Genomic DNA, 14,750 nt, shown 5'->3' with positions numbered 1-14,750 from the left:
AATCACATGAGAGCGATCATGATTGCACTGTGCCTGGCGATCGTTGCGGCCACCTCGTTCGCGGCAGATTCCGTTCCCGTCGTGCCCGTCGATGGACAGCCCCTGGGCGCGAACGTGACACGATTGATCGAGGCGCTGGAATACCTCGGGCAACCGCTCGATCACGACATCGCCCAATCGCTCCGCACTGCGGCGAAACAACGCGATGCGACCGCATTGCAGGAAACCCTGGACGAGCATGTGCTGTTCGTCGTTTCACTCAATCCGGAGGTTCGCGTCAAGGTTGCGCGTGGCCCGGCGGCGGCGACGTTGCAACAAGCCGGTTATGCCTGCCACATCGTCAAGGTGATCAACAACAGTACCGTGACCCGCGCGCTACGCATCCTGAGTCCCCAGTCGGGACCCGTTTACGCCGGCGCGGCCGAGGGCATTTTGAAGCGGCAGGCGCAGACCGAGCTCAACGAGAATGAAAACGTCGATCGAGCCACCGATCGTTTCCTGGAGCTTGAAATGTACAACGACCAGCCGATGTCGCCGCAATTGAGCGGGCTGGAAGTCGAGTATGCGTTGGCGATGATCTATTGCAGTGAAAGCGGCAAACGTGAAGCGACGATCGGTTTTGACGTCGGCGCGGGCACCCAAGACATCGGGTTTCGTGGCGAAGTGCCTGTCCTGTTTGACGTCCGACCGGCCAAACCGCTGAAGCTGAGGATCGCCGACGAAGACGGCACCCCGACCACCGCGCGATTGACATTTCGCGACAAACTGGGGCACGTGTATCCGCCCCAGATGAAGCGTCTTGCCCCCGATTTTTTCTTCCAGCCCCAGATCTATCGAGCCGACGGCGACACCGTCTTGCTGCCCAACGTCGAATTGGAAGTGACCTACAACCGCGGTCCCGAATACAAAAACGCCACAACAACCGTCGCCTTGCAAGATCCGTCCAACGACGAACTATCGTTGCAGCTTCAGCGTTGGGTCGATCCGATGGAGTTCGGGTTTTATTGTGGCGACCACCACATCCATGGTGCCGGTTGTTCGCACTACGACAATCCGACGCAAGGCGTCTCGCCCCGCGACATGTTTGCCCAGGTCAAGGGTGAAGGATTGAACGTCGGCTGTGTGCTCACCTGGGGGCCGTGCTTTGAGTACCAACGCCGATACTTTTCGCCGATCGCCGATACGGTCAGCGAACCGACGACGATCTTGAAGTACGATTTGGAAATCAGCGGCTTCGGATCGGCGGCGCTCGGGCACGTTTGTCTGTTGCGACTGAAAGATCAAACGTATCCGGGATCCGGAGGCACCAAGGACATGGGCTGGCCGACGTGGACGGTTCCCGTTATGCGCTGGGCCAAACAGCAAGGCGGCGTGACCGGCTACCCGCACTCGGCGATGCACGTCAACCCCGGCGCCGCGGCCCAGCGAATGCTCCGTCGATACGACCGTGATCAGGATCAATTCCTGAGCGCCGCGGAAACGTCCGACGCTCTGCTGCCGAAACCGTTCGCACAAACGGACATCGACGGCAACGGAACGCTGGACTTGAACGAACTCGCTAAAACCATCGACGCGGCGGCCGATCAGATCCCCAATCTGTGCGTTCCGGAGATGAACGGCGCCGGTGCGATGGAAATCTGCGTCAGCACGGCCGAAGGCGTTTGCGATTTCATCAGCGCAATGGACACCGAACGCATCCCGGAATGGAACACCTGGTACCATCTGCTCAACTGCGGCTTCCCGATCAAGTTGAGTGGCGAAACCGACTTCCCCTGCATGAGCAGTCGACGCGTTGGTCAAGGTCGCGTGTACGTGCAACTGGGCGATCCCCAGAACTTCAACTTTGACCATTGGTGCGAAGGGTTGCGGCGAGGGCAATCCTATGTTTCTGACGGATTTGCACATGCGCTGGCGTTCGCCGTCAACGGCCAGCCCCCGGGCAACGACGATGTCACACTGGAATCCCCAGGGAACGTGACGATCGAAGCCAAAGTCGCCTTCGCGGCCGAACAGCCCAATGCGGTCGCCTACGGCGGAATCATGCCCTCGGGCGGACGCCGGGTCGTCGGAGACACTCGGCTGTTGCACGCGCCGCGTGACTCCGGAATTCAGCGTGGCGGTAACCGAACGGTAGAAATCGTCGTCAACGGAAAGGTGGTCGAATCACGCGACGTTCCCGCCGATGGCCGGATTCACGAGTTGGAGTTTCGCGTCCCGATCAATCGGAGTAGCTGGGTGGCGCTGCGTCAGTTTCCCCAATTGCACACCAACCCGGTCAACGTGATCGTCGCGGGGCGTCCGATCCGGGCGGCCAGCGACAGTGCCCGCTGGTGCGAGGAGACGATTCATTTGTTGTGGAAAAACCGCGAACGGTTCATCGCCGAAGACGAACGCGCCGAAGCGAGAGCGACGTACGACCGGGCGATTGAAACGTACCGAAGGATCGCCGTCGAATCCGCGTTGTAATTCGGACGTTACTGCTGACTCAACAAGTCGCTGACGTGGATATGGACATACGCATCGAACCAGTCTTGGCGAGTCGGCAGATCCTGCGGCGAAAGTTCGCCGGGCTTGGCGTTGCTGCGTTTCCAACGGACTTGTGACGGCGTCATCGATTCCCAGTCGATCACGGCTTCACTCAGGTCACTTTGTTCGAACAGCCTTTGCACGGTCTGGTACCCGTTGGACGTCTCTTTCCGCAGTTGCTCCAGTTGCGGCGCAAGTGTTTGGGTCAATCCCAGTGGCCGCACTAATCGAAGCAACTCCACAACCGGATCCGCATGTCGGCAGTCACGCGACCTGCTGACACCGATGCGGGAGACCCAGCGTTCTGGATAATCCCGTATGACGAACTGGCCGGGGGTGTGGCCGTTGAAGTAAGGCCGGCCGACCGGCGGATACGCATTGCTCCACTCCGAGCGGCTGGTATTTTCAAACCGTTTGACGATCGCCTCGGTCAACGATTCATCCCCGCGGACACGCGACGCAAATTCAAGGTGCTTGTCCTGTTTCAACCGCAGGACCGCGAGTGCGGCGGACAATTCGACCGGTGGTGTTTGATCGTCGACAATCAATTGTTTGCACAGGTCGAAGATCAATTCGCCAGTCCAGCCGTTCTCCGTTTCCCAGCCCCAGTTCTCCAACCAATAAAAAGGCGAGATCAGGGGGTCATCGGTGAGTGAAATTTCTCGCAATTGGTCACGCAATTGACTCCGCAGCGTGGTGTCGTAGTCGGGTTTGAACGCGATCGCCACACAAAAATCTCGCGCTTCGTTGACGAATTCATCACGACCACCGCGAACAAGAACATTGCCGAGGATCCAGCGGCAAATCGCTTCGTGCGTCTCGGTATTTTCCGTTGCGATCCGACTGGCATCGATCATTTTCGCCGCCCACTGCCGATCATCGCTCTCCAGCTGATCGATCAGGAACGTCGCTAAATCGTCTTCGGCGATCACGATTCCCAGCGCCCGGGCGACATCGACCTCGGGAATCCGTTCATGATTTTCGATCAACACGTCGACCACCGCGGACGAATCGCCAAGTGTCGCCAATGCCAACACGGCCTGCATCGCCGCTTTCAATCGAGACGCTTCGCGTTCGGTTCGGATGACTTGCAGCCACTGCCCCAGCGTTTGCCCTTCGTAAACGGGAGGCTTTTCGGCAACGCGTTTCACGGACGCTCCGGCACGTGATCCCAGCGGAAGGTGTGGCGGTCCGGGCAACGCGACAGGGCTGCCGGTCCGCGGCGTGTCGAAATGCAGGAACAGTTCGACCCCGGGTTCGGCAAACCACTGCTTGTACAGCTGATTGAGTTGCGATTCGACCTGCTGGAGCGTTTGACCGCGCACCGAGATGACACCCAGCAGACGCGGCTTGATCGTCACGTCGGCCATCACCGTTAATTCCATCTCCAGTTCATCGGCAGTCGATGAAGTCAGCTTCAAGCGTTGCCCCGGCACGAGTGGTTTGTCCGAGGCGGGAACCGGCGGGCGGTCGTTGAGGGCGGCGATGAAATCGCCGGGTCTGGGTTGTTGGGCGACCGTGCCCCCTGGTTCTGATTCATTCATCGGACGGATCCGCGCGATTGCGGTCTCGCCGCGGCGGATCACGATCGTCCCCTTGTCGATCGTCACCTGATCGCTGCCCGCTCCTAAAACCACTTGATAGGATCCGGACCTCAAACGCGTCGTGTTTACGCCCGGTTGGACATTTAGTTGTGCTGCCGGCTTGCCGTCTTGAATCAGACGCACCGACACGTCATCGACTTCCGATTCGATCACCAATTGCCCCTCGTTGGTCTTCAGGGCGATCGTAATCCCCGCAACCAGAAACAACGGCAGCGCAGCGATGGCCATCCACCAACGCCGACGCGACCGGGGCGGTTGGGCGGCCGCAGAGAGCGCCCACATTGCGGGGCCGGTCGGAGGCTCGGCGGTCGCGTCGGCCGGTAACGCGGCCGACGCTTGATCAACCAGCCCCGCCAAATCACATCCGACGCAAAACTGTGACAACGACTCGGCCACGTGTGACGCACTGGCCGGCCGCTGGTCGGCGCCGGACAACAGACTGGCGGTCAATTCGACCAGTTCGGGCGGCAATTCATCTCGCAGCGCATCCAACCGGGGTGGCCGGTGGTTGGCCAGCAACCGCAGTTTCGCCAAGGGAGACAGATCGGGTGCGGCGGCCAGCGGGGCACGTCCGGTCAGCAATCGAAACAACGTTGCGCCGAGTGAATACAGATCGGCGCGATAGTCCACCGCGGTCGGCTGTTCGGCTTGTTCGGGAGACATGTAATCCAAGGTCCCCATCAACTGGCCGACCGTCGTCAGTTCGGCCATCTCACCGTCCCAGCGGCTGTCCTGGGCGAGCCCGAAGTCCAAAATTTTGACCTCGCCATCGCGGCGCAACATCAAATTCGAAGGTTTGATGTCGCGGTGGACGATGCCTTCGGCATGGGCGTGGGCCAATCCGAGAGCCGCCTGACGCACGACTTCGCAGGCGTCGGCGACCGAAAGTTTCACCGCGCGGGCGATCTGGCTGAGATCCAATCCGTCGATGTATTCCATCGCCAAGTAGTGGACGCCGTCGTGTTGCCCCGCATCGGTCGCATTGACGATCGATGTGTGTTCCAAGCTTCCCGAAGCTCGGATCTCACGCAAAAACCGATCCAAACGTTGATCGTTTCCCGACGTCGCCACCGGCAGCACCTTGATCGCCACCTGCTTTCCGAGGTCGCGATGACGTGCCAGATAGACTGTCCCCATGCCGCCGCGGCCGATCGGACGTAGCAACTCGTAGGGCCCGATCCGCTTGCCCGGTTCCATCGTTCCACTGGCGACATTGACGTGGATCGATGGCTCGTCGCAGATCAACATCCGCGAGGCGGACAAGGCATCCTGCACGACGGGATCCGGCGGAGTCGGTTCACCGGTTGCCCCCAAGCCGGCGCGAAGTCGCCGAACAATCGTGTCGCACTCGCCGTCCAGCGATGCGAGCGTTGCTTCGCATGACCGACAGACCGCCAGATGGGATTCAATGGCGTCGGATCGAGGTTCATCCACGGCTCCGTCCAGATAGTCACGCAGCACACTGAGATCGAAACAAGCATCGGTCTTGGCCATGATCATGATGGGGGACTGCCGCTGGTGGAAGTGTTTGACAATTTGATGCTAACATCATTTAGACTGATGAACGCAATTCGACCGCTATTTCCTAGAACGATCCGGGTGTGACAGTGATTTCCGAAAACACCGATTCACACGTCACGAGAACCAGCCTGCTCGGTCGGGCACGGGAGCGTGACCGGCAAGCCTGGAGCGAATTGGTGGACCTGTACGGCCCCTTGATCGCGCATTGGTGTGGCCGCTGTGGATTAGACCGCCATGCCGCCGCCGATTGCACTCAAGAGGTTTTCGCCGCACTCGCGCGATCGATCGGTCAATTCGAACCCGCCAATACCAGCGGGTCTTTTCGGGCATGGTTGTGGACGATCACATCCAACAAGGCCAAGGACCGTCACCGAGCCGACGCGCGACACATTCGAGCTGATGGGGGAAGCACGGCGTTTCAGACGTTAAACAATGTCCCCGATCCGCACGGCGTCCCCGAGGACGAACCGACCGATGACGATCAAATCAATGGCCTGACCGTCAGGGGATTGAAACAGATTCGCCACGAATTCGCCGACAAGACGTGGCGAATCTTCGAGCGTGCGGTGATCGACGACATCCCAGCAGCGACCGTCGCCGAAGAGTTTGACATCACTCCGGCGACGGTTCGGCAAACTCGAAGCCGCATCCTCCGGCGACTCCGCCAATATCTCGGCGAATGACAGGCGAGATGCCTATCCGACACGTGCCACGCGGCGGGTGACCGAGGCGTAGATCGCGGCGTAAACAACCACGGCGATCATGGCGACCCCAAAGGTGCCGGTCCACAGCGTCGTCGGTCCGAATCGCGACAACACCGCCCCGCCGATCGGAGCACCGATCGTCAGCGCCGATGCATAACACATCGTAAAGACGCCCAGATAGCTGCCACGCAACTCCTCCGGTGCCATGTCGGTGACGATCGCCTGGTTGAACGGCGCCTGCAGGATCTCGCCCAAGGTCCAAATCGCGATGCACAAAGCGACAAAGACCAGACCGCTGCCGGTGGCCGTCAGCCCGAACCCGATCGAAATCAACACGCCGCCGATCAACACAATCGTCATCGCGTTGAAACGCGACAACCAATGCGTCAGCGGCAATTGCAGCACCACGATCAACAACCCGTTGACGGACATCAGCAATCCGAATTGCAGATTGCTGTAACCCAGTTGCCGAATGTAGATCGGCAACGTGGACAAGCCTTGCACGAACACCAACGCGATCAACAAGGTCGAGACGCAAAACAACAAGAACGGAAGATCCAGTCCGATCTTTCGCAGCGTCCCGAGCCAAGAGTCGTGCGGTGCACGTGATCCTTCCTGGTCGACAACTGGCTGGCGCCGACGCGTTTCTTCGATCGTCAGCGCGATGATCAATCCGTACACGATCATCGACGCGGCATCGATCCAGAACAGCCACTCGAACGAGTATCCGGCCAGCAGTCCGCCGATCGGTGGAGCGATCGCGAAACCCAGGTTGATGGAAATGTACATCAGGGCGAACGCATGCGGGCGGCGGTCGATCGACACCAGATCCGCGATCATCGCCGCCGCGGCGGGCCGATACAGGTCCGCCACCAGCGCAAAGATCCCGACCGACAACATGAACAGCCAGCGATTGGTCACCGTCGACAGAAACAGCAAGATCGCCGCGCCGCCGAACAGCGCCAACAACATCACCCCGCGCCGCCCGACTTTGTCAGCCAAATGACCACCGAGCACCGAACCGGCCATCGATCCCAAGCCCAACACGCCGATACAAGCGGTGGCAAAGGGCACGCCGAACCCGAGTTGTTCGCTCGCGTAAATCGCCAAGAAGACCAATACGAACGACCCGGCTCGGTTGATCAAGGATCCGAGACACAGAATCCGCACCGGTAGCGGTAATTGGATGTAATCGCGAAGCACGGGATTGCCGCCTAGGGGAAAGCATCGGAGAGATCACGGCGATCGTGACCGAAACGATGACTCTGGGACAGCGGTCGACCGTCGAGGGTTCGCCGCGCGGATGACTTGAACAAAATCTGAGCGAGCCGACCGATGGCAAAGCGCCCCCAAGGATGCAGACAGCCAGGAATCCGTGGGGACGCCCTGCCATCCGTGGGGGAATTCCAGCGCCTTGCCCGAGCTGATTGGAAGATCAACGACGTGTTGATTTAATCAGCCGTTTGGCGCCAGCCTACGGGCCCGGTGCGTTCTCACGGTGATTCAGACCCTCTCGGTGATTCAGACCCGTACGCTCGCGCGAAACGGCTGATCCCATGTGGGATCGGACTAAAACAACAGGCCGGCAAGTGGCTGGGAGATCAAGACGTCCCGTCGGGCTATAATCGTTGATTTCCCCTCCCGCCGCACGTCTGTGGACCGTTATGTATCGCCTGATCTGGCTCGTTTTCGCAATCGGCGCGATTTCGTCCTGCCCCGCCGCCGACGTCGATTTCGACTCGCAAGTCCGCCCGATCCTGTCGGACAAATGCTTTCATTGCCACGGTCCGGACGAAGCGACACGTGCGGCGGACCTACGGCTGGATACCGTCGAAGGTGCACTGGAAGATCGTGGCGGCTATGCCGCGGTGGTCCCCGGCGACCTGGAAAACAGCGAAGCACTGCGGCGGGTGTTGTCGGATGATCCCGACGAAGTCATGCCCCCGCCGGATTCCAAGCTCACACTGTCGGCGCGGGAAAAGTCGATCTTGCAAGAATGGATCGGGTCGGGCGCCCATTGGTCCGAACATTGGTCCTTCGTCGCACCGCAAACTCCCGCGGTCCCAGAGGATCCATCCCATTGGTCGCGCAACGAAATCGATCGGTTCGTTCGCTCCCGCGCGATCGCGGCCGGGGTCGCCCCGCAAGCCGAAGCTGATCGGGAAACATTAATTCGCCGCGTGAGCTTGGACCTGACGGGATTGCCTCCGTCGCCGGCCGAAGTCGACGCTTTTTTGGCCGACAAGTCCGATGGCGCGTACGAACGGCTGGTCGATCGCTTGCTCGCATCGCCACGTTACGGCGAGCGGATGGCTTGGGAGTGGCTTGACGCGGCACGCTACGCCGATACGGACGGATTCCAAGGCGACCCGACGCGGACGATGTGGCCCTGGCGCGATTGGCTGGTCGATGCACTCAACGACAACATGCCCTTTGACCAGTTCACGATCGAGATGCTGGCCGGCGATTTGATGGACAACCCGACCCCCGAACAAATCTTGGCGACCGGATTCAACCGCAATCACATGTTCAACGGCGAAGGCGGACGGATCGCCGAAGAGACGCGGGTGGAAAACGTTTTTGATCGAGCGGAAACGACGGGGACCGTCTGGCTGGGGCTGACGATGACCTGCTGCCGTTGCCACGATCACAAGTTCGACCCGATCTCGCTTGAAGAATACTTCCAGTTCTACGCGTTCTTCGACAACACTTCGGAAACCGGACGCAGCGGTCGCGGCAAGACGGCGCCGGTGCTGAACTACCTGGACGAAGATCAACGTCGGCGGCGCGACGACTTTGCAGCCGAATTGCAAACCGTCGAATCCGAATTGACCGCGCCGATTCCCAACTTGGACGCCGAACAAGCGGTCTGGGAAATCGAGATGCGGGACAAACTGGCCGATCACACCGGTGCGACCGGGCTCGGTCCCTGGTGGCAACTCGGACCGATCCCGGTCGCGGGACGGCAAGCATTTGACCGAGATCTCGGCCCGGAGAAGGCCGTCGATTTGACCGCGACGGTGGGTAACGCCACGTGGCAGCAACTCGATGACTTCAACGACGGCGTCGTGCACCCACTGCCGGAAACCGTCGGAGCGACCTACTTCTATCGCAAGATCACTTCGTCGTCCAAGCACACGTTGCAGCTTTCGCTCGGCAGCGACGACGCCATCAAAGTGTTCTTCGGCGGGAAGCAGGTGTTGGCGAACTACACCGCCAGGGCCGCCGCCGCCGATCAAGAGCTTCTGGAGATCGAACTGGAACCCGGCGAGAACGACTTGCTGATCAAGATCGTCAACACCGGTGGGATCGGGGGATTTTATTTCCAAAAGACCAGCGAATCGGTCTTCGGATTGCCAGCGGAAATCGTTGCGGCTCTGAAGACAGATCCGAACGACCGCCAGCCAGAGCAACGTCGCAGATTGCGCGAGCACTTTCGATCAGCGCATTGGCCCGCGTGGAAGCCGCTTTCGGAGCGCCGCGATCGGCTGAAGAAACAGCTCGCCGACCTGGAAAAACAAGCCGTCACCGTGATGGTGATGGACGACCTGCCCGACGAGCGCCGGCGCAAAACGCTGGTGCTGGAACGCGGCGGTTATGACAAACCGACCGACGTGGCCGTTGATCCCGGAACGCCGGCCGCGCTTCCGCCGCTACCGGCCGATGCACCACGCAACCGATTGACACTGGCCCGATGGTTGGTCGATCCGACGAACCCGCTGACCGCGCGAGTCACTGTGAATCGTTATTGGCAGACGTTTTTCGGACGCGGCATCGTTGAATCGACCGAAGATTTTGGGTTGCAAGGCAATCGTCCGACGCATCCCGATCTGTTGGACTGGCTGGCCGTTCGATTTGTGCACAGCGGATGGAATGTCAAACAATTGCACAAATTGATCGTGATGAGTGCGACGTATCGTCAGTCGTCGAATCTGGACGAGGCATCGATGGAGCGCGACCCGCAGAACAAGTGGTTTGCCCGCGCGCCACGCTATCGACTTCCCTCCTGGATGCTGCGTGATCAGGCGTTGGCGGTCAGTGGGCTGCTGACGCCGAAGATGGGCGGCCCCGCGGTCAAGCCCTATCAACCCGAGGGTATCTGGGCGGAAGCCACGTTCGGCAAAATTCGCTACACGCCCGACAGCGGTCAGAAACTGTACCGTCGCAGTCTGTACATTTTCTGGCGGCGGATCGTCGGACCGACGATGTTCTTTGACGGCGCAAAACGACAGACCTGTGAAGTCAAACCGACGCGGACCAACACACCGCTGCACGCGTTGACGACACTCAACGAAACCACCTTCGTCGAATCGGCGCGGATGATGGCCGAGCGGGTGCTTCGCGAAAAGGAGTCACGATCGTCGCGTCTGACGTATGCCTTTCGATTGGCGACGGCGCGAAAGCCGACCAAGCGTGAGTTAGACGTCCTGGAAAGCCGTGTCGAAGAACTTCACCGTGACTTTGCGGCCAACCCCGACGACGCGATGGAATTGGTGTCGGTGGGGCAATCGCCGCGTGATCCCGAAATCTCCCCCGCCGAACATGCCGCTTACACCCTCGTTTGTTCCATCCTGTTGAACCTGGATGAAACCCTGTCCAAACACTGACGACGCTATCGTAGCTACGCTCGCCAGAGCGTGGATGATGCAGGGGATCCACCTTCTGGCGAAGGTAGCTACGTTTTCATTGAGATCCGCACCAATCCATGCCACACCCATCAAACATCCATCCGATCCAACAAACCCGACGCCAGTTTTTCGGTTCGGCCGGGACCGGTGTCGGTCTGGCGGCTTTGGCAACGCTGTTAGGCCAAGACCGGGCGATCGGTGCCGGCGGATTGCCGACGCTGCCGCACTTTGCCCCCAAGGCCAAACGGGTGATCTACTTGCTGCAAAACGGTGCCCCGTCGCACATCGATTTGTTCGACCATAAACCGACGCTGACCAAACTGCACGGTCAACAGATTCCCGATTCGGTCGTCGGCGGAGCCCGTTTCAGTACGATGACCGGCGGCCAGACGGCGCGGCCTTGTTTGAAAGAGATCACCAAATTCGCACGTCACGGACAAAGCGGCGCGACGGTGTCCAGTTTTTTGCCCGAGACGGCCAAGATCGTCGACAAGTTGTGCTTCATCAAATCGATGCACACGACCCAGGTCAATCACGCACCGGCGATCACGTTTTTCCTGACCGGTGACGAACGCCCCGGACGCCCCAGCATGGGGTCATGGCTCAGCTACGGCCTGGGCAGCGAAACCGACGAACTGCCCGCGTTCGTGGCGATGACGTCGCGCGACAAGGAAGCGTCCTGCGGACAGATCTTTTACGACTACTACTGGGGCAGCGGCTTTCTGCCGACGGTGCATCAAGGCGTCAAGTTTCGCGGCAGCGGCGACCCGGTGCTCTATCTCTCCGACCCGCCCGGCATGAACCGGGATCGCCGCCGTGGCATGCTGGATGACTTGGCGGCACTCAATCAAGAACAGCTCGATGTGGTCGGCGACCCGGAGATCGCGACCCGGATCAAACAATACGAGATGGCCTATCGCATGCAAGCCTCGGTTCCAGAGCTGACCGATCTGTCGACCGAATCGGAGTCGACCCTTGCAATGTATGGACCGGACGTCACGCGCAAGGGATCTTATGCCTACAACTGCCTGATCGCCCGTCGGTTGGCAGAGCGTGGGACACGGTTCATTCAATTGATGCATGCCGGATGGGACCAGCACCGCAATTTGAACAGCCAACTGGAGATCCAGTGCCGCGACACCGACGCGCCCTCGGCGGCGCTGGTCAAGGACTTGGAACGGCGTGGGCTGCTGGACGATACATTGGTGATCTGGGGCGGCGAATTCGGCCGGACTCCGTTCCTGCAGGGAAAAATCGAAGACACAAAGCGTTGGGGCCGCGACCATCATCCGTACGTGTTCACGCTGTGGATGGCCGGCGGCGGCATCAAACCCGGTGTCACCCACGGAGAGTCCGACGAGTTCGGATTTGGCGTGGCGGCCGACGGCGTCAGCGTCCACGATTTCCAAGCCACGATCCTGCACCTGTTGGGGATCGATCACGAACGGCTGACATACCGTTTTCAAGGTCGTCGTTTTCGTTTGACCGATGTCCACGGCCATCTGATCGAACCGATTGTGGCGTAGGCGTCCGCCGCAGCTTTCTTCTCACGTAGTGGACGAGGCGACGAGTCCATTTGGATTGCCAGCTGCGAGGGCTCCTCGCGTCGTCCACGACTGCTGACCCGACAATTTTGGCGACTCGGACCACCCGTGCTAAACGGCTGTGATTCATTTGGCATCAGCCGGTAAGCGCCAGCGTCCGGGCCGTTCACTTGCCGGTATTGGGCTAAACTCAGCAGCCCCTCCATACTATCGGCGCGACTTCACCGTCAATCAGCCCACGGATGGCAAAGCGTACCCACGGATGTCAAGTTCACTGTACCCCAAAAGCGATTCACCATGCTACGGATTCTATTTGCGTCGTTTGTTTGTTTTTCCATCACAACCCAAGCAGTCACGAATGCGGCCGAACCGTCCACCGACGGACTGACGATCCAGTGGGATGGCCGATACCTGGACGTTCACGGCGCCGACATTCCAGGCGACTTCATTCGCACGCACTATCTGGAAGCCTATTGCCGCCCCGGATCGACCGACCGCGATTGGCATCAAACCGTGATCAAGCACACCAGCGAATTGATCAACGCGACGCCCGATCGCAAACGCATCGAAATCCGCGACACGCTGGACGATGGCGTGATCGTCGACCATGTGATCATCGCCGGTCAGGACGAGGTGACGTTTGAATTGACGGCGACCAACCCGACCGACAAAGCCTCCCAGGCCCATTGGGCACAGCCCTGCATGCGGGTGGACCGGTTCACCGGCGCCGATCCCGCAAATGCCCGCGACGTCTATCCGCCCTACATCAAGAAGTGTTTCCTGATGGTCGACGGCAAACTGACTCGGCTGCCGACATCACCATGGGCGTTGGAGGCTCGTTACGTTCCCGGCCAAGTCTACGCGCCGGCCCACGTCGACCGCGACGATGTCAATCCGCGTCCGCTCAGCGAGGTCGTTCCCTCCAGCGGCCTGACCGGATGCTATTCCGCCGACGAGAAAATGATCCTGGCGGTCGCTTGGCACCCGTACCAGGAGATCTTTCAAGGCGTGATCACGTGCATGCACAACGATTTTCGCATCGGCGGCTTGGCGCCGGGACAGACGAAACACATTCGGGGTAAGCTGTACGTCGTCCCGGCAGACACGCAAGCGCTCGTCCGTCGGTTTCAAACTGATTTCCCCTGACTTTCATGGTGTCGATGGATGCCGTTCATCGGCCATCGACTGCCGCCGTTTTGCCCCGAAAACTCGTTGATGGCCGTTGGCCAAACGTTCTCGGTTTTCATTTCAAACCTTAGGTGATGACCGCGGCTATGGGTGTACACGGCTTTTGGCCGAATCCCGACGATGTGAGTCCGAATCCCTCAACTTCCTGTAGACCACGATGATTCGTTTACTGTGTTTCACATTGCTAATTGCGTTGCCGATCGTTTCCACCTCGGCCCAAGAGGAATCCGACGACGGCCCGGCGACACAACCATTGAAAGTCGCGACGTACAACGTCCGCTACGCCAACCCGGGCGACGGCGAAGATGTCTGGCCCAATCGCCAGGAGTTTGTGATCGAATACTGCAAGCGAAACGACATCATCGGCTTGCAAGAAGTCACCGAGCCCCAGTTTGCCCAGTTGCGCGCCGGATTGACCGACTTTGATTCCTACGGCGTCGGTCGCGACGACGGGAAAAGCGGTGGAGAACATGCGCCGTTTTTTTATCGCAGCGACAAATTCGAAGTCATCGACAAGGGGACGTTTTGGTTGAGCGAATCACCCGAAACGGTCGGCGTGAAAGGTTGGGATGCGGCGTTGCCCCGGACCTGCACCTGGATCCATTTTCGCGACAAACGCAGCGGGGCGGAGTTTTACGTGGCAAACACCCATTTCGATCACCGCGGTGCGAAGGCCCGTGCCGAGAGTGGAAAACTGTTGGCCAAGCGACTCGGGCAACTGCCCAAGGAATTGCCGATCATCCTGATGGGCGATTTCAATTGCATGATCGACTCCGAACCGTACAACGCCATTGTGACGTCGCTGACCGATGCGAGAAACGCCAGTGAGTCCGACCCCACCGGACCGAACAGCACTTGGAACGGTTTCAAAAAGATCCAGCCCGATCGTATCATCGACCACATTTTCGTCCGAGCGGCCGACGTGCGACAGTTGGCCGTTCACGATCCCAAGACCGATCGGGGACGGTTCGCGAGCGATCACCTGCCGGTGCAGATCGTCGTGTCGTTGGAGAAGTAGGTCGTCGCGGTGAGTCG

Annotated in this window: 8 protein-coding genes; 6 read left to right on the top strand and 2 right to left on the bottom strand. The window is 59.8% G+C overall.

The features are described from left to right. Window positions 1–6 precede the first annotated feature (6 nt). Window positions 7–2,466, top strand: a complete 2,460-nt coding sequence (locus tag Mal15_RS23795) for a CehA/McbA family metallohydrolase (protein WP_147870045.1) — start codon at window positions 7–9, stop codon at window positions 2,464–2,466. Window positions 2,467–2,474: 8 nt separating this feature from the next. On the opposite strand, the gene Mal15_RS23790 is transcribed toward Mal15_RS23795, so the two are convergent. After that, the gene (locus Mal15_RS23790) at window positions 2,475–5,630 is read right to left on the bottom strand and encodes a protein kinase domain-containing protein (RefSeq protein WP_147870044.1); all 3,156 of its coding nucleotides are present in this window, start codon (window positions 5,628–5,630) and stop codon (window positions 2,475–2,477) included. Between the two features lie 101 nt (window positions 5,631–5,731). Here Mal15_RS23790 and Mal15_RS23785 point away from each other — a divergent pair, with 101 nt between their 5' ends. Continuing rightward, the gene (locus tag Mal15_RS23785; RefSeq protein ID WP_147870043.1) at window positions 5,732–6,334 is read left to right on the top strand and encodes an RNA polymerase sigma factor; all 603 of its coding nucleotides are present in this window, start codon (window positions 5,732–5,734) and stop codon (window positions 6,332–6,334) included. 12 nt (window positions 6,335–6,346) lie between these two features. On the opposite strand, the gene Mal15_RS23780 is transcribed toward Mal15_RS23785, so the two are convergent. Continuing rightward, the gene (locus tag Mal15_RS23780) at window positions 6,347–7,558 is read right to left on the bottom strand and encodes an MDR family MFS transporter (RefSeq protein ID WP_147870042.1); all 1,212 of its coding nucleotides are present in this window, start codon (window positions 7,556–7,558) and stop codon (window positions 6,347–6,349) included. 461 nt (window positions 7,559–8,019) lie between these two features. Here Mal15_RS23780 and Mal15_RS23775 point away from each other — a divergent pair, with 461 nt between their 5' ends. From Mal15_RS23775 to Mal15_RS23760, 4 genes are all read left to right on the top strand, one after another. Continuing rightward, on the top strand, window positions 8,020–10,962 hold the full coding sequence (locus Mal15_RS23775; protein ID WP_147870041.1) for a PSD1 and planctomycete cytochrome C domain-containing protein: 2,943 nt from the start codon (window positions 8,020–8,022) through the stop codon (window positions 10,960–10,962). A gap of 98 nt (window positions 10,963–11,060) precedes the next feature. After that, window positions 11,061–12,509, top strand: a complete 1,449-nt coding sequence (locus Mal15_RS23770; protein ID WP_147870040.1) for a DUF1501 domain-containing protein — start codon at window positions 11,061–11,063, stop codon at window positions 12,507–12,509. Window positions 12,510–12,824: 315 nt separating this feature from the next. Continuing rightward, entirely contained in the window at window positions 12,825–13,673 is an 849-nt protein-coding gene (locus Mal15_RS23765; protein ID WP_147870039.1) for a hypothetical protein, read from the top strand. 199 nt (window positions 13,674–13,872) lie between these two features. Beyond that, the gene (locus Mal15_RS23760) at window positions 13,873–14,733 is read left to right on the top strand and encodes an endonuclease/exonuclease/phosphatase family protein (protein ID WP_147870038.1); all 861 of its coding nucleotides are present in this window, start codon (window positions 13,873–13,875) and stop codon (window positions 14,731–14,733) included. The last annotated feature ends 17 nt before the right edge of the window (window positions 14,734–14,750 follow it).

The organism is Stieleria maiorica (assembly GCF_008035925.1).
Taxonomy (GTDB): Bacteria; Planctomycetota; Planctomycetia; order Pirellulales; family Pirellulaceae; genus Stieleria; species Stieleria maiorica.
This window is presented reverse-complemented; position numbering and strand designations above follow the sequence as displayed.